We start from the raw sequence: 15,494 nt of genomic DNA on the forward strand, positions 1-15,494 counted from the left end.
TCGATCGCTGTAGTTCTGCTCGAATGGCGTGCGTGGTCTTGGCGCTGCCGTGGAGAATTTGGCCCATAGCTCCCTCCGCTGTGTCGGTGACAATTCTACACCATCACATGCTGGGACCAAACACCTAATCAAAGACCGGTCAGCGCGAGTTGCTGTTCGTTATAACGCTTGCCTGCGATCAGGTCGGGTGCGGATACCTCATCCAGACGCTGGAGATCTTGTTCTGTCAGCACGATGTCCACGGCTTTCACGTTGTCTTCCAGATGATGGATCTTGCGGACGCCGGGGATCGGCACGATGAAATCGCCCCGGCTCAGCACCCATGCCAGCGCCAGTTGCGCGGGCGTGACCTGCTTTTCCTGTGCGATCTCGACGATGCGATCCACCTGCCGGTTGTTGGCTTCCAGATTGCCCGGCTGGAAACGCGGCAGGGTCTTGCGGAAATCGTCTTCGGCAAGGTCTGACTGTGAGCGCAATGTGCCGGTCAGCATACCGCGCCCAAGCGGGCTATAGGGAACGAAACCGATGCCGAGTTCACGGCAGACCGGCAGCACATTGTCTTCCGGATCGCGTGCCCATAGCGAATACTCGCTTTGCAGCGCGGCGATGGGGTGGACCGCATGCGCGCGGCGCAAGGTGGCGCTACCCGCTTCCGAAAGACCGATGGCGCGTATCTTTCCCTCATCAACCAGGTCTTTCAAGGTGCCAACCACATCTTCGATCGGCACGGATGGATCGACGCGGTGCTGGTAGAACAGATCGATCACATCAATGCCGAGCCGTTTCAGGGAGGCCTCGGCTACGTCGCGAATATGTTCAGGGCGGCTATCGACACCCTTCATCTGGCCGTCTTCGATCTTGAAGCCGAACTTCGTTGCAATCGTCACCCGGTCACGGAAAGACTTGAGTGCCTTGCCGACGAGTTTCTCGTTCTCGAACGGACCATAGACTTCTGCCGTATCGAAAAATGTCACGCCAAGATCGACGGCGCGATGCAGCGTGCGGATCGCATCCTGTTCATCCTGTCCACCATAAGCATAGGTCATTCCCATGCAGCCGAAACCAAGGGCAGAAACGCTCAGTTGCTGGCCGAGTTTGCGCTGTTGCATTGTAGTTCCTTTCGAATGATTGATTGAAAGTACTGAAAATTGTGCGGGAAAATCGGGAGGAGATTCCGGCTGGATGCGCCTTGGCAGTGGCTGCGTTCCGACCGAGGACCATGTCGCAAATAATAAAACGGGGCGGTAAGTTCGATAATACCGATTTATTTTCACGGCTTGTTCTGTAATTTGTAACAATGAATCGAAGCCAACTGTCACAGCTTGCCGTTCTTGCCGCCGTTGCAGCGCATGGAAGTTTCCGTGGCGCAGCACGCGAACTGGCGATTGCGCCCTCGGCCGTCAGCCACGCAGTGGCAACACTGGAGGACAGTCTGGGCGTGCGTCTTCTTGCACGCACAACACGCAGCGTCGCCCCGACGGAGGCCGGGCGGCAATTGCTGGAGAGGCTGGCACCGGCGCTTGAGGAGATCAATGCGGCTTTGGGTGCCGCCGTCGATTCGCGGGATCGACCGTCGGGGGTGCTGCGCATCACAGCGCCCTATGTGGCGGCGCAACTTGTCATCGCTCCGCGTCTGGGCGAATTCGCCAGAGCTTATCCCGACATTACACTTGATCTGCGGGTGGAAAATGGCTTCACCGATATCGTGGCGGCTGGCTTCGACGCAGGCGTGCGTCTCGGTGAGAGCCTCGAAGCGGATATGATTGCAACGCGGTTGACCGGCAATGTGCGTGCAGCAATCGTTGCAGCACCTGTTTATCTTGAGAACCGTTTGGTCCCCGTCGAACCGCGCGATCTTTTGCAGCACGCATGTATTCGCCATCGCTTTCCGAGCGGACAAACCTATCGCTGGGAATTCGAAAAGGCAGGCGAGGTGCAGGAAATTGCAATTGAAGGGCCTTTGATCGTCAACGATGACAGAGTTATTCTGGAAGCAGCTCTGAACGGCACCGGACTTGCTTATCTGTTCGAGGCCTATGTTCACGACGCTTTGGCGGAAAGGCATCTTGTTCGGGTTCTGGACGACTGGTGCCAGCCTTTCGCGGGGCTTTATCTCTATTATCCGAGCCGCCGCCAGATGCGCCCGGCGTTGCGGGCATTCATCGACTTTTATCGCCATGGAAGCGGTCAATGAAATCAGTGTCGAACCATTTGCGTCATGCCGGTCTGCCGCTCGCACAGCAGCGGGATATCTTTTCACAGATGATTCTGGAAAGCCCGCTGTTGACGGATGCGCTGCATCGGTTGCATGAACTGGCCGGGGAAGCGTCTGATTTCTGGCTCGTCTCAGGCGCGCTCTATAACACCATCTGGAACCGGCTGACCGGGAGGCCGGTCCTGCACGGGATCAAGGATCTCGATATTATCTATTTCGACGGCAGCGATCTTTCCTGGGAGGCAGAGGACGCGGTTATCACCCGCGGGGCTGGCGTCTTCCTCGACTTCCCGCTTCCGGTGCAGGTTCGCAATCAGGCGCGGGTGCATCTGTGGTTCGAAAAACGCTTCGGACAGCCCTATGCGCCGCTTCGCTCTGCGACCGAATCGATAGAACGTTATTCGACGATTGCCCATTGCGTGGGCGCGCGGCTGGCAAAAGACGGCGAAGCGACGGAGGATGGGCTGCTCATTCACGCTCCTTTCGGCTTCGATGATATTTTTTCATTTCGCATTCGTCCCAATCGTGCCATCGATAACCGCGAAACGCACGAGATCAAGGCAGCCCGCGCGCTCAAATTCTGGCCGGAACTGCGAGTTCAGGACTGGGAAACGCCGCAATGAGCCTGGATTTTTGCTTTGAATAAAAGAGGGAACAACATGTTTCGTTGGGGTATCCTTTCAACAGCCAAGATTGGCGTCACGCAGGTGATTCCAGCGCTTTGCGCATCCGAAAATGGCGTTGTTCATGCCATTGCAAGCCGCGACCTGTCGCGTGCGCGCTCCGTCGCCGACCGTTTCGGCGCGCCGCTGGCATTCGGTTCCTATGAAGAGCTTCTGGCAAGCGATGCCATTGATGGCGTCTATATACCGCTGCCGACCTCACAGCACATAGAATGGAGCCTTAAGGCGGCTGAAGCGGGCAAGCATGTCCTGTGCGAAAAGCCGATTGCACTCAAGGCCGACGATATCGACCAGCTCATCGCCGCACGTGACAAGCACAATGTCACTATCGCTGAAGCCTTCATGGTCTATTACCATCCGCAGTGGATCAAGCTGCAGGAACTTCTGGCCGAAGGCGCTATTGGCAGGCTCCGCCATGTGCAGGGTGCTTTTTCCTATTTCAATGTCGATCCGGGCAATATGCGCAACCAGCCGGAACTGGGCGGTGGCGCCCTGCCGGATATTGGCGTCTACCCGACCGTGGTGACACGCATGGTCACCGGTCTGGAGCCGGTATCGGTTCAGGCATCGGTGGAATACGATCCGGCTTTCGCTACCGACCGTTATGCCAATGTTTCGGCCCGATTCGACGGATTTGACCTGACCTTTTATGTCGCGACTCAGCTTGGCGCTCGGCAGACGATGGTTTTCCATGGCGACAAGGGGTTCATTGAAGTCTACGCGCCATTCAATACCGGCAAATATGGTCATGGCAGCATCGCACTTTTCGATGCTGGCCATACCAAGGCAACGGAATGGTCGTTCGGTGACGCCAATCATTATCAGCTTCAGGCGGAAAGCTTTGTGCGTGCCGCGCGCGGCGACAGGGATGCACGGCTTTTCTCGCTTGAAAACTCGAAGGCGAACCAGAAATTCATCGATGCGATCTACCGTGCGGCAAAAGACGGCGGGTCGGCTATGGTATGATGGCCCGCGCGCACTATCTTGTGCAGCTGCGGCCCCTATTTCGTACGTCGATAGGTCCCTGTCAGTGTTTCCGGGTGCTGAATCTGCCCCAGCTTGGCTGTTGTGACTTGCAGTAAAAAACCGCGTTTCTTATATACGCCTCGCACAGGGCATTGATGTGTGTCTGGAAACCGGTCTGGTTTTCGGACAAGCATCGTGAAAAGCGCATTGTGAAACCGATAGGAACCGCCCATGGAACGCTCGGTAGAGGTCTTGGCGGTTTGCTGAATGGAGAGAAATATGGCTAAAGTTATTGGTATCGATCTGGGAACGACCAACTCCTGCGTATCCGTCATGGACGGCAAAAGCGCGAAGGTCATCGAAAATGCCGAAGGTGCGCGTACGACCCCTTCGATCGTTGCATTCACCGATAGTGACGAACGTCTCATCGGCCAGCCTGCAAAGCGTCAGGCCGTCACCAATCCGGAAGGTACCATTTTTGCGGTCAAGCGCCTGATCGGCCGCCGCTTTGACGACCCGATGGTTACCAAGGACAAGGACCTGGTTCCGTACCAGATCGTCAAGGGCGACAATGGCGACGCCTGGGTTGAAGTCCACGGCAAGAAATATTCCCCGTCGCAGGTTTCTGCGATGATCCTTCAGAAGATGAAGGAAACCGCTGAGTCTTATCTCGGCGAAACGGTCACGCAGGCGGTTATCACCGTTCCGGCCTACTTCAACGACGCTCAGCGCCAGGCAACCAAGGATGCCGGCAAGATCGCCGGTCTCGAAGTGCTGCGTATCATCAACGAGCCGACTGCTGCTGCGCTCGCTTACGGTCTGGACAAGAACGATGGCAAGACCATCGCTGTTTATGACCTTGGCGGCGGCACTTTCGACGTCTCGGTTCTTGAAATCGGTGACGGCGTCTTTGAAGTGAAGTCGACCAACGGCGACACCTTCCTCGGCGGTGAAGACTTTGACATGCGTCTGGTCGAATACCTCGTCTCCGAGTTCAAGAAGGAAAGCGGCATCGACCTCAAGAACGACAAGCTCGCTCTGCAGCGCCTCAAGGAAGCTGCCGAAAAGGCCAAGATCGAACTGTCGTCCTCGCAGCAGACCGAAGTCAACCTGCCGTTCATCACGGCTGACCAGACCGGTCCGAAGCACCTTGCCATCAAGCTGTCGCGCGCCAAGTTCGAAAGCCTGGTCGACGATCTCGTCCAGCGCACCATCGAACCTTGCAAGGCAGCGCTGAAGGATGCCGGCCTCAAGGCTGGCGAAATCGACGAAGTTATTCTGGTCGGCGGCATGACCCGCATGCCGAAGATTCAGGAAGTCGTGAAGGCCTTCTTCGGCAAGGAGCCGCACAAGGGCGTCAATCCGGATGAAGTCGTCGCCATGGGCGCGGCGATTCAGGCAGGCGTTCTGCAGGGCGACGTCAAGGACGTTCTGCTGCTCGACGTAACCCCGCTTTCGCTGGGTATCGAAACGCTGGGCGGCGTGTTCACGCGTCTGATCGAACGCAACACCACGATCCCGACCAAGAAGTCGCAGACTTTCTCCACCGCCGAAGACAATCAGTCGGCCGTGACGATCCGCGTCTTCCAGGGCGAGCGTGAAATGGCTGCCGACAACAAGATGCTCGGCCAGTTCGACCTCGTCGGCATTCCGCCCGCACCGCGTGGCGTGCCGCAGATCGAAGTGACTTTCGACATCGACGCCAACGGTATCGTCAACGTGACGGCCAAGGACAAGGGCACCGGCAAGGAACACCAGATCCGCATTCAGGCATCCGGTGGTCTGAGCGATGCCGACATCGAAAAGATGGTCAAGGACGCCGAGGCGAATGCCGAAGCCGACAAGAAGCGTCGTGATGCGGTTGAAGCCAAGAACCAGGGCGAAAGCCTCGTTCATTCGACCGAAAAGTCGCTGAGCGAATATGGCGACAAGGTTTCGGCTGACGACAAGAAGGCCATTGAGGACGCTCTTGCAAGCCTCAAGACCTCGCTTGAAGGCGACGATGCCGAGGACATCAAGGCCAAGACGCAGACGCTCGCCGAAGCTTCCATGAAGCTTGGTCAGGCCATGTACGAAGCTGCTCAGGCCGCTGAAACCGGTTCTGCCGGTGGTAGCGAAGAAGCTGCTTCGAACGACGATGTTGTCGACGCCGATTACGAAGAAGTCGACGACGACAAGAAGAAGTCGTAATTTTAGGCTCAATACGCTCAAGCCCGGGGTTCTGCCCCGGGCTTTTGCCAATTTTTGAGATGTTCATATTCGCAGGTTTTGTATAAGCCTGCATATTGGCCGGTGTCGGTGAAAAAAGCCGATGGAAGTATCGGGCATATCCGCCTCCATTTGAAAAATCGCTCTGGCCTGCATACATCTTGAAAAGCATGAGACGGTTTCGGGCAAAGTGGGTATTGATGCTGAAACCCGGAGTGCCGCTCTGACGCATGGGTCGGAAGGCGCTTCGATAGATGAACAATTGGAAACGCTGGCCCCTGACAAGTTTGAACGCTTTGGGGCGTGTCGCACGAATCTGGGGACCGGTTTCGGGATACGATGTCCGTGAAAGCAAAAGGCGCGTTCCTGTCGCCGGGATAACGAACTGATGAAGATCGACTACTACGAAGCTCTGGGTGTTGAAAGAACAGCAGACGACAAGACGCTGAAAACAGCCTTTCGCAAACTCGCCATGGAATATCATCCGGATCGCAATCCGGATAATCCGGAAGCTGAGCGCAAGTTCAAGGAAATCGGCGAGGCTTACGAAACGCTGAAGGACCCGCAGAAGCGTGCCGCCTATGACCGGTTCGGCCACGCAGCCTTTGAAAATGGCGGCATGGGTGGTGGTTTCGGTAACGGCTTTGGCGGTGCCGGTGGTTTTGCCGATATCTTCGAAGACATTTTTGGCGAGATGATGGGTGGCGGTCGCCGCCGCTCCAGTGGCGGACGCGAACGCGGCGCTGATCTTCGCTACAATATGGAAGTGACGCTGGAAGAAGCCTATGCGGGCAAGACCGCGCAGATCCGCGTTCCGACGTCCATCACCTGCGACGAATGCTCCGGCTCCGGCGCAAAGGCGGGTTCCCAGCCGACCACCTGTACCATGTGTTCCGGTTCGGGCCGCGTTCGCGCTGCCCAGGGCTTCTTCTCGGTGGAGCGCACCTGCCCGACCTGTAACGGTCGCGGACAGATGATCAAGGACCCTTGCGGCAAGTGCCATGGTCAGGGCCGCGTCACGCAGGAACGTTCGCTGTCGGTCAATATTCCGGCAGGCATCGAGGATGGCACCCGTATCCGTCTTTCCGGTGAAGGCGAGGCCGGTATGCGCGGCGGCCCGTCGGGCGATCTTTACATTTTTCTTTCGGTCAAGCCGCACGAGTTTTTCCAGCGCGACGGCTCCGACCTTTACTGCAAGGTGCCGATCTCGATGACGACGGCAGCCCTTGGTGGCCAGTTCGAAGTCTCGACGCTCGATGGCACGCAGACACGGGTAAAGGTTCCGGACGGCACGCAGAATGGCAAGCAGTTCCGCCTCAAGGGCAAGGGCATGCCGGTTCTGCGTCAGGCCGCGGTAGGCGATCTTTATATCCAGATCGACATTGAGACACCGCAGAACCTGTCCAAACGCCAGCGTGAACTGCTGGAAGAGTTTGAAAAACTTTCCTCGCAGGAGAATAGCCCGAAATCAGCGGGGTTCTTCTCAAGGATGAAGGAATTCTTCGAAGGTATCGGAGAATAATAAAGGGAGCCGAAAGGCTCCCTTTTTTGTTCTTTTCCTTATTCACGCCTTGCTTAGGGAATTCAAAGCGGCATAAACTTGTCCAATAACGACAATGGGAGCAGCGAGAATGGCAGGACAGCTCGGCAGGAAACTGGCCGCTAAGTTCGATGAGGAGATCCGTTTTTTCAAGGGATGGATAGACGGGCCGAAAGCGGTCGGCGCTATTTTGCCGACGAGTTCCATTACAGCACGCCGTATGGCCAGCGTCATCGATACCGGCTCCGGCCTTCCGGTTCTGGAACTTGGACCGGGCACGGGCGTCATTACCAAGGCGATCCTGAAACTGGGCGTAAAACCTGCCGACCTCTATTCCATCGAATATTCGCAGGATTTCGTGGATCACCTGAATACGATCTTTCCAGAGGTCAATATCATTCAGGGCGATGCATTCGACCTCGACAGCGCTTTGGGTGAGAAGAAGGACCAGAAATTCGATTGCATCATCTCCGCCGTGCCGATGCTCAATTTCCCGATGGAGGGGCGCATCCAGCTCGTGGAAAGCCTGCTTTCACGCATTCCACGCGGGCGGCCTTTGATGCAGATCACCTATGGTCCCTTGCCGCCGGTTCCGGCCGGTCGCGGCAATTATATCGTCCAGCACTATGATTTCGTGGTGCGCAATGTGCCACCAGCTCAGCTTTGGGTTTATCGCAGCCCTTTGGTCTAGTGGTCTGATTCCGACATTTGCGTCCCTCTGATACAGGCGCCGAACGAATGTCGGAATCGCAAAGACCACTCGTAACTTTATGTATCTAGTGGATTTTTCAAATTTGACGTTTGAAACAACATCTCATTCAGTCGGGATTCAAACGTCAAATTCAATCCACTAGTTTTGCACGAGGCTTTTCATGACTGCACGTATTCTCGTCTTCGCGGGTTCGGTTCGTATCGGTGCTTTTTCCGGCCATATGGCAGATGCCGCCGAGAAGGAACTACGGGCGCAGGGTGCTGAAGTCACGCGCATCACGCTTGCCGACTATCCGCTGCCGATCATGGATCAGAATCTGGAAAACGAACATGGCGTTCCCGAGAACGCCATGCGACTCGGTCGCCTGTTTGCGGAACAGGACGGTCTGATGATCTGCTCGCCGGAATATAATGCATCGATTCCGCCGCTTCTGAAAAACACCATCGATTGGGTCAGCCGTATTTCAAGGGATGGAGACAAGCCGTTCAGACCCTATGCCGGTCTGACAGTCGGCCTCTGTTCCAGCTCCGACGGCATGTTCGCCGGTATGCGCGGACTTTATCATTTGCGTGCTGTTCTGATGAATGTCGGCGTGCAGATCGTCACCGAGCAATGTTCGGTCGGTCACGCATCGGTGGCGTTCAATGACGATGGAACGCTGAAAGAAGAACGCAGCGCCAGAATGCTTTCTGCTGTCTGCCGCAGCCTCATCGCACGGGTGGAAGAAGCAAAAAGCTGATTCCGTCTCTTTCGTAACGGGTCCTGTTGTGCGAAGAGAATAAAAATCACCACGGAGACTCTCATGACGACGACAGATTTGCGCGATCAAGCGCCCGGGGAAGCATCCGGGCGCCTGATCGTGGGCCTCGACGTGCCGACCATTGCCGAAGCGGAAAAGGTGGTCGAAGAGTTGGGCGATGCCGTTTCCTTCTACAAGATCGGCTATCAGCTGGTTTTTGCAGGTGGTCTCGACTTCGCAAAGAGCCTCGTGGCGGCGAAGAAGAAAGTCTTCCTCGACATGAAGTTGCTCGATATCGACAACACCATTGCCAAGGGTGTTGAGAATGTTGCGAAGATGGGTGTGTCCATGCTCACGCTTCATGCCTATCCGAAAGCGATGCGGGCAGCGGTGGAAGCCGCCAGAGGATCGGACCTCTGCCTCCTGGGCGTGACGGTTCTAACCTCAATGGACAATGCCGATCTGCGGGAAGCCGGATATTCCGACAATGCGGAAATGCTGGTGCTGAAACGAGCCCGTCAGGCGCGTGAGGCTGGTATGGGCGGCATTGTTGCTTCCGCGGTCGAAGCGGCAGCCATCCGTCAGGCGGTCGGCCCGGACATGGCCATCGTCACGCCGGGCATTCGTCCCGCCGGTTCGGAAAAGGGCGACCAGAAACGGGTCATGACCCCAGCGGATGCCTTGAAAGCCGGAGCTAGCCATCTGGTCGTCGCCCGCCCAATTGTCGGCGCAGTTGATCGTAAGGCAGCAGCCCTTGCCATTCTCGATGAAATGCGTTCCGTTCTATCAAATAGCTAGTGGAGGAAACAGCATGACCAAAGCCTACTGGATTGCCCGCGTGGATGTTCGTGATCCCGAGCGATACAAGGATTATGTTTCGACCGCAAAACCTGCGTTCGAGCGTTATGGTGCAAATTTCATTGCGCGTGGCGGCAAGACAGACGCAGTCGAGGGACAGGGTCGTGCCCGCAATGTGATCATCGAATTCGAGACCATGCAGCACGCGCTCGATTGCTACAATTCGCCCGAATATCAGGCGGCGAAGGCGATCCGCCAGACGGTTGCGGATGGTGAAATCGTCATCGTTGAAGGTATCTAGAGCATGTCTCCCGAAAGTGGGAACCGGTTTCGGGAGACATGCGTAAAAACAAACAGATAGAGCATTTGCAATGATTCAATCAAAACAGGAAATGCTCTAAAATCAAAGGGCCCGCAGGGGGCCCTTTTTATTTACTGTTTAGAGCCTGACCGGCGGATCATGCCGTCCGGCAAGCGTCAGATCGAGCAGCAGCACTTTTCCGGCATGGGGATCGGCAAGACGGGCCTCTTCGTCGAGACCTTCATTGGCGCTGGTCACGATCATCACCGTGGCATCCGGTCCGACGAAGGCGGGGCATGATGGCTGGCGGACCGGCAGCGAAATCGAGCGGATCAGTCGGCCTTGCGGTGAATAGGCATTAATCGAACTGCCCCCCCAGCAGGCATTCCACAGCGTACCTTCCGCATCAACAACCGAGCCATCGACACCGCCGTCTTCGACGCGGTGATGGAAGACGCTTTTGTCGGATATCGGCAATCCGGTTTCGGGGTCCGTGTCGACACGCCAGATAATATTGCGATCAGTATCGGCGAAATAGGCGACCTTGCCATCAGGAGAAAAGCAGATCGAATTGGTGATCGTGATGCCGGAAAACAGCTTTTTCACCTGGCCTTCGCGATACCACCAGATCGACCCAGCATCGGTTTCGGCTTTTTTACCCATCGTGCCGATCCAGAACGATCCCGATGGATGCACGCGCGCATCATTGGAGCGGGTGACTTCATTCTCGGCTTCAAGTGGATGATGAAGGGTCAATCGCCCATTGGCGCGCTCGCGAATGAACAGCCCGTGTTCGCTGACGATCAACTGCCGGTCGCGATCGATGACGGCAAGGGCGCTGGCCTTCATGCCCAGCGCATGGACGTTGATTTTACCGTTTTCCCAGTTCTTCTCGATCAGTTTCTGGCCGAGTATATCGAACCACCAGACATTTCCGCTCAAGGGGTCATAGCCGGGGCCTTCGCCCAGTTCTGCTACATGGTCGGCAAACAGGGTAGTTTTAACGACGGTCACTTTTTCCTCCCGAGACGCCCGAAGCGATTGCATCCAGCATAATCAACAGATGAAAGCTGATCCAGTTCAACTTCAAGCATTGTAAGTACACAACCAACGCCCGAGGACGGATTGAGAGAAAGGACTATGTTGCCTGGTCATTCCGTTTTAGATTTCCCGCAACTTCGAATCGCGAGGAAATCATGGCTCTCAAAGTCGCGGTCCAGATGGACCATATCAGCACGGTGAACATTGCAGGCGACACCACATTCGCCCTTTCGCTCGAGGCGCAGAAGCGCGGTCATGAGCTTTACCATTATACGCCGGACCGGCTTTCGATGCGTGACGGCGTCGTTTCCGCCCGCTTGGAAAAGATGGAAGTGCGCGACGTCAAGGGCGATCACTATACGCTGGGCGAGCCGATTCGCCGTGACCTGTCGGAAATGGATGTGGTGCTTCTGCGTCAGGACCCGCCCTTCGACATGAACTACATTACCACAACCCATTTTCTGGAGCGGATTCACCCGAAGACACTGGTGGTCAATGATCCGGCCTGGGTGCGCAACAGTCCCGAAAAAATCTTCGTGACAGAGTTTCCTGACCTGATGCCGGAAACACTCATCACCAAGGACCCGCAGGAAGTCATGGATTTCCGTCGCGAGTTCGGCGACATCATTTTGAAGCCGCTTTACGGTAATGGCGGCGCGGGCGTCTTCCATCTGGCCGATGGTGACCGTAACCTGACCTCGCTTCTGGAAATGTTCGGCCAGCTCTTCAAGGAGCCGTTCATTGCGCAGCGCTATCTGAAAGACGTGCGCGCTGGTGACAAGCGCATCATTCTAATCGATGGCGAACCCGTCGGCGCGATTAATCGTGTGCCGTCGGAAACCGATGCCCGTTCCAACATGCATGTTGGTGGGCGTGCCGAACAGAGCAAGCTTACGCCGCGGGAACGCGAGATTTGCGAACGTATTGGCCCATCGTTGAAAGAGCGTGGCTTCATCCTGGTTGGCATCGATGTGATCGGCGATTACATGACCGAAATCAACGTTACCTCTCCGACTGGTATCCGCGAAATCCAGCGTTTCGACGGGACCAACATTGCGGCTTTGTTCTGGGATGCGGTCGAAGCCAAGCGGTAGGAGCAGACCGAAATTTGTTCTCTTAACGTTCTTGAACTTGCCGCTCGTCCGTGCTTAACTCTATAAGTTGTATTTGAGTTTTTACTCACTTAAGAGATGTATTGCGTGGCGAGCGGGGGCATATGGTCGCGCGGGTTGGAACGGTTGCTTTTCAAGGCATAGAAGCTGTGCCTGTTGATGTGCAGGTGATGGTTGCGCCGGGCAAGATGGGCATGTCCATCGTCGGCCTGCCAGACAAGGCCGTGGCGGAGAGCCGTGAGCGGGTGCAGGCGGCATTGCACGCCTCGGGCCTTTCCATGCCGACCAAGCGGGTGACGGTCAATCTGGCGCCTGCCGACCTGCCGAAAGAAGGATCGCATTACGATTTGCCCATTGCTGTTGGGCTTATGGCGGCAATCGGCGCCATTCCAGCGGATGCGATCCAGTCCTATCTCGTTCTGGGTGAACTATCGCTCGATGGTTCGATAACGCCAGTGGCAGGCGTCCTGCCTGCTGCAATCGGTGCGAACCGGGACGAGAAGGGGCTCATCTGCCCTTATGCTTGTGGGCCAGAGGCAGCCTGGGCGGGCGCCGACATCGATATCTTGGCTCCGCGCAGTCTGATCGCCCTTGCCAACCATTTTCGCGGCACGCAGGTTTTGACTCGGCCGGAACCATCCATGCGGATTTCCGGTGAAGAGGAACTCGACCTTGCCGATATCAAGGGACAGGAAACCGCCAAGCGAGCGCTCGAAATCGCCGCAGCTGGCAATCACAATCTGCTGCTCGTTGGACCGCCGGGATCAGGCAAATCCATGCTTGCTCAGCGATTGCCATCCATTCTGCCTCGCCTTTCTCCGCGCGAATTGCTGGACGTATCAATGATCGCCTCTATTGCGGGTGAGCTTTCGGGTGGAAAACTGTCAGATCGCCGTCCGTTCCGGGCGCCGCATCATTCGGCCTCGATGGCGGCAATGGTCGGCGGTGGACTGCGTGCGCGTCCCGGCGAGGTCTCACTTGCACACAACGGCGTACTGTTTCTGGACGAGTTTCCGGAATTCTCGCCACAGGTACTGGATTCTCTGCGCCAGCCGCTAGAAACCGGCGAATGTCTCATTGCTCGTGTCAATCACCGAACCAGCTATCCCGCGCGCTTTCAGCTGATCGCGGCCATGAACCCCTGCCGGTGCGGCATGGCGGGTGAACCGGGGCATGTCTGTGCTCGCGGGCCGCGTTGCCAGGCCGATTATCAAGCCCGGATTTCAGGCCCGCTTCTTGATCGTATAGACTTGCGGGTAGATATGCCGGCCGTCTCCGCTTTCGATCTCATCAAACCATCCCGGTCGGAAACGAGCGAAACGGTTGCGCAACGCGTCGCACGTGCCCGCGCGATCCAGACCCAGCGTTATTCAGCCCTCGGTCTGGAACCGTCCATGACCAATGCCTATTGTTCGGCGAAACTTATAGAGGAAGTCGCTGAGCCGGATGCGGCAGGCCTCAAGCTCTTGCGCGACGCGAGCGAACAGATGCGGTTTTCCGCCCGCGCTTATCATCGCATTCTGAAAGTTGCCCGCACGCTGGCCGATCTGGACGCCAGCGACAAGGTCGGTCGCATCCATCTGGCCAGCGCCATATCCTATCGCATGGGCGCGGAAAGGCTGGTTTCCGCAGCCTGAACTTCTTCTACGACGTCATGTCCTCAAGCGTTTTCATCCGATCACGCGATTGCACGCGAATCTCGCCATTGTTGAGAAAGAGGCATGTATCAAACAAAGCGAGATCAAGCGGATTGGGAAGCCGGACATCCTTGATCCCCGGACACTGCTTTGTTGCTGGATCAAAGGAACGGTCGATTTGCGATATACACAGAATGGTGAGCCTTCGCTCGGAAGCAAATGATCTGAGTGCCGCAATCTGGGTCGACAGGTCAGGTTTGTCTCGTTTCTGATCCAAAATCTGCAGATAATCGATGACCACGACGGTTCCGGCCGGAGCAGCATCGAGTTTGGCTATCATATAGTCGGCGCAGATGGCATCCGAGCAGTCGAAATGAAACAGATGCCTGAAGTTACTCTGGTCGACACCGAGGGCCTTGAAGCGTCCGTCGATCTCTCTCTCCGTGTATTCAAGTGAAAAGAATAGGCCGCAATTGCCGTCTCGCATGGCCTCGACGAGAATATCGAGGCTCAACAAGGTCTTTCCGTTGCTGGGTCTGGCACCAATCAGAACCATGTCGTTGGACTTGAGATAGCCGTAAATTTCTCGAGCAGAAACGGGAGCGGATACCTTGTTGACGAGCAGACTCCAGCTTCTGTAACCCTCTTGCGCGGCGATGCGATCAAGTGCTGCATGAAATGGAATATCAGCATCATTTGCCAAACGCTTGGCGCGCCGCTTCAGGTGATAGATAGGGGATGATAACCGCATCGATAAACCTCCTGTGACGAGCTGTTGCTGCAGTCCCTCCTTGTGCATGTGCCCGAACAGTTGGTTCGATGATTTGTCCTTCCTGCATGAAAAATGCTTTCCCGAACGGAGGGGGGAGGCTTGGAAGAAGCCAGAATCAAAGCATAGCGCAAATAGTGAGCTTGAGGAACTGCCATATGATTTCGACGATATCTTCGAATGACATTTCAGCGTGGCGCTATCGGCTTCCAGTGATGAAGGACAGCATTGTCCTCGCTTGAATAACACCAGTAATGCCCCTGAAAGGGCTGGTCATACTGACGGCTGATCGGAAGTCCGGCAAGAAAGCAGAGAAGCAACGTACCGGCGCCACCATGGCCGACGATAGCCATATCGCCAGAGGTGCCAGACCGCCTCACTGCTTCGAAGCCTTCCACAATGCGCTGCTGTACGTCAACGGCCCGCTCCCACCCGCGAATGCTTGTTTCGGGTGCTGAAAAGAATCTGTCGGCGATAATCTCGTGCTGTCCGGCGGGCAGGAAGCCGGTGGCGCTTCGGTCGATTTCGTCGAAGCGATTGTCGGTCAACGGGTTGACTCTTAAAGCACCCGCCAGAATTTCAGCCGCTTCAATTGCCTTTGTTTCCATGCTGGACCAGATCGATGTGATCGATTGCAGTTCCGGCTGGCTGGCAAAGGAACGCATCCGTTCAATGCCATGTTCAGAGAGGCTCCACGATGGAACGGGCTTTGCGGGATCGATCACGACTTCCGGATGTGAAATGAAATAGATTTTTGTCATGCGTTGCCGCCA

General features: G+C 56.2%; 15 protein-coding genes. 11 read left to right on the top strand and 4 right to left on the bottom strand.

The features are described 5' to 3' along the window. Positions 1–128: 128 nt before the first annotated feature. The gene (locus tag F9K91_RS05790; protein ID WP_151677406.1) at positions 129–1,109 is read right to left on the bottom strand and encodes an aldo/keto reductase; all 981 of its coding nucleotides are present in this window, start codon (positions 1,107–1,109) and stop codon (positions 129–131) included. Between the two features lie 188 nt (positions 1,110–1,297). On the opposite strand from F9K91_RS05790, the gene F9K91_RS05795 reads away from it, so the two are divergent. The 9 genes from F9K91_RS05795 to F9K91_RS05835 all read left to right on the top strand — a co-directional run bounded on the left by F9K91_RS05795 (position 1,298) and on the right by F9K91_RS05835 (position 10,162). Then, positions 1,298–2,194, top strand: a complete 897-nt coding sequence (locus F9K91_RS05795) for a LysR family transcriptional regulator (protein WP_151677407.1) — start codon at positions 1,298–1,300, stop codon at positions 2,192–2,194. Then, positions 2,191–2,838: a nucleotidyltransferase family protein gene (locus F9K91_RS05800; protein WP_151677408.1), complete on the top strand. Its 648-nt coding sequence runs from the start codon at positions 2,191–2,193 to the stop codon at positions 2,836–2,838. Before F9K91_RS05795 ends, F9K91_RS05800 begins: the two co-directional genes overlap by 4 nt. A 36-nt stretch (positions 2,839–2,874) precedes the next feature. Next, positions 2,875–3,864, top strand: a complete 990-nt coding sequence (locus tag F9K91_RS05805; protein WP_151677409.1) for a Gfo/Idh/MocA family protein — start codon at positions 2,875–2,877, stop codon at positions 3,862–3,864. Between the two features lie 279 nt (positions 3,865–4,143). Further along, on the top strand, positions 4,144–6,054 hold the full coding sequence (gene dnaK / locus F9K91_RS05810) for a molecular chaperone DnaK (RefSeq protein ID WP_151677410.1): 1,911 nt from the start codon (positions 4,144–4,146) through the stop codon (positions 6,052–6,054). A 406-nt stretch (positions 6,055–6,460) separates the two neighbouring features. Continuing rightward, positions 6,461–7,594: a molecular chaperone DnaJ gene (gene dnaJ / locus F9K91_RS05815; protein ID WP_167522183.1), complete on the top strand. Its 1,134-nt coding sequence runs from the start codon at positions 6,461–6,463 to the stop codon at positions 7,592–7,594. Positions 7,595–7,703: 109 nt separating this feature from the next. Continuing rightward, positions 7,704–8,303, top strand: a complete 600-nt coding sequence (gene pmtA / locus F9K91_RS05820; protein WP_061344645.1) for a phospholipid N-methyltransferase PmtA — start codon at positions 7,704–7,706, stop codon at positions 8,301–8,303. Between the two features lie 181 nt (positions 8,304–8,484). Continuing rightward, positions 8,485–9,063: an NADPH-dependent FMN reductase gene (locus F9K91_RS05825; RefSeq protein ID WP_151555263.1), complete on the top strand. Its 579-nt coding sequence runs from the start codon at positions 8,485–8,487 to the stop codon at positions 9,061–9,063. Positions 9,064–9,126: 63 nt separating this feature from the next. Beyond that, positions 9,127–9,861 carry an orotidine-5'-phosphate decarboxylase gene (gene pyrF, locus F9K91_RS05830; RefSeq protein ID WP_151677411.1) on the top strand — a complete coding sequence of 245 codons (735 nt, stop codon included), beginning with the start codon at positions 9,127–9,129 and terminating at the stop codon, positions 9,859–9,861. A gap of 13 nt (positions 9,862–9,874) precedes the next feature. Continuing rightward, entirely contained in the window at positions 9,875–10,162 is a 288-nt protein-coding gene (locus F9K91_RS05835) for a DUF1330 domain-containing protein (protein WP_109987055.1), read from the top strand. A 138-nt stretch (positions 10,163–10,300) separates the two neighbouring features. On the opposite strand, the gene F9K91_RS05840 is transcribed toward F9K91_RS05835, so the two are convergent. Further along, positions 10,301–11,176: an SMP-30/gluconolactonase/LRE family protein gene (locus tag F9K91_RS05840; RefSeq protein WP_151677412.1), complete on the bottom strand. Its 876-nt coding sequence runs from the start codon at positions 11,174–11,176 to the stop codon at positions 10,301–10,303. A 182-nt stretch (positions 11,177–11,358) separates the two neighbouring features. Between F9K91_RS05840 and gshB the strand changes: the two genes are divergently transcribed. Then, positions 11,359–12,297, top strand: a complete 939-nt coding sequence (gene gshB, locus F9K91_RS05845) for a glutathione synthase (RefSeq protein WP_151677413.1) — start codon at positions 11,359–11,361, stop codon at positions 12,295–12,297. Between the two features lie 122 nt (positions 12,298–12,419). Then, the gene (locus tag F9K91_RS05850; protein ID WP_151677505.1) at positions 12,420–13,952 is read left to right on the top strand and encodes a YifB family Mg chelatase-like AAA ATPase; all 1,533 of its coding nucleotides are present in this window, start codon (positions 12,420–12,422) and stop codon (positions 13,950–13,952) included. A gap of 7 nt (positions 13,953–13,959) precedes the next feature. On the opposite strand, the gene F9K91_RS05855 is transcribed toward F9K91_RS05850, so the two are convergent. Continuing rightward, on the bottom strand, positions 13,960–14,703 hold the full coding sequence (locus tag F9K91_RS05855; protein ID WP_151677414.1) for a DNA helicase: 744 nt from the start codon (positions 14,701–14,703) through the stop codon (positions 13,960–13,962). A 206-nt stretch (positions 14,704–14,909) separates the two neighbouring features. Further along, positions 14,910–15,482 carry a histidine phosphatase family protein gene (locus tag F9K91_RS05860; protein WP_151677415.1) on the bottom strand — a complete coding sequence of 191 codons (573 nt, stop codon included), beginning with the start codon at positions 15,480–15,482 and terminating at the stop codon, positions 14,910–14,912. Between the last annotated feature and the right edge of the window lie 12 nt (positions 15,483–15,494).

Source organism: Brucella tritici, assembly GCF_008932295.1.
Classification (GTDB): domain Bacteria; phylum Pseudomonadota; class Alphaproteobacteria; order Rhizobiales; family Rhizobiaceae; genus Brucella; species Brucella tritici.

Excerpts from the sequence above, each read along its gene's own strand:
- F9K91_RS05790 (WP_151677406.1), bottom strand. The coding sequence starts at position 1,109 with ATGCAACAGCGCAAACTCGGCCAGCAACTGAGCGTTTCTGCCCTTGGT.
- F9K91_RS05795 (WP_151677407.1), top strand. The coding sequence starts at position 1,298 with ATGAATCGAAGCCAACTGTCACAGCTTGCCGTTCTTGCCGCCGTTGCA.
- F9K91_RS05800 (WP_151677408.1), top strand. The coding sequence starts at position 2,191 with ATGAAATCAGTGTCGAACCATTTGCGTCATGCCGGTCTGCCGCTCGCA.
- F9K91_RS05805 (WP_151677409.1), top strand. The coding sequence starts at position 2,875 with ATGTTTCGTTGGGGTATCCTTTCAACAGCCAAGATTGGCGTCACGCAG.
- dnaK (WP_151677410.1), top strand. The coding sequence starts at position 4,144 with ATGGCTAAAGTTATTGGTATCGATCTGGGAACGACCAACTCCTGCGTA.
- dnaJ (WP_167522183.1), top strand. The coding sequence starts at position 6,461 with ATGAAGATCGACTACTACGAAGCTCTGGGTGTTGAAAGAACAGCAGAC.
- pmtA (WP_061344645.1), top strand. The coding sequence starts at position 7,704 with ATGGCAGGACAGCTCGGCAGGAAACTGGCCGCTAAGTTCGATGAGGAG.
- F9K91_RS05825 (WP_151555263.1), top strand. The coding sequence starts at position 8,485 with ATGACTGCACGTATTCTCGTCTTCGCGGGTTCGGTTCGTATCGGTGCT.
- pyrF (WP_151677411.1), top strand. The coding sequence starts at position 9,127 with ATGACGACGACAGATTTGCGCGATCAAGCGCCCGGGGAAGCATCCGGG.
- F9K91_RS05835 (WP_109987055.1), top strand. The coding sequence starts at position 9,875 with ATGACCAAAGCCTACTGGATTGCCCGCGTGGATGTTCGTGATCCCGAG.
- gshB (WP_151677413.1), top strand. The coding sequence starts at position 11,359 with ATGGCTCTCAAAGTCGCGGTCCAGATGGACCATATCAGCACGGTGAAC.
- F9K91_RS05850 (WP_151677505.1), top strand. The coding sequence starts at position 12,420 with ATGGTCGCGCGGGTTGGAACGGTTGCTTTTCAAGGCATAGAAGCTGTG.
- F9K91_RS05855 (WP_151677414.1), bottom strand. The coding sequence starts at position 14,703 with ATGCGGTTATCATCCCCTATCTATCACCTGAAGCGGCGCGCCAAGCGT.
- F9K91_RS05860 (WP_151677415.1), bottom strand. The coding sequence starts at position 15,482 with ATGACAAAAATCTATTTCATTTCACATCCGGAAGTCGTGATCGATCCC.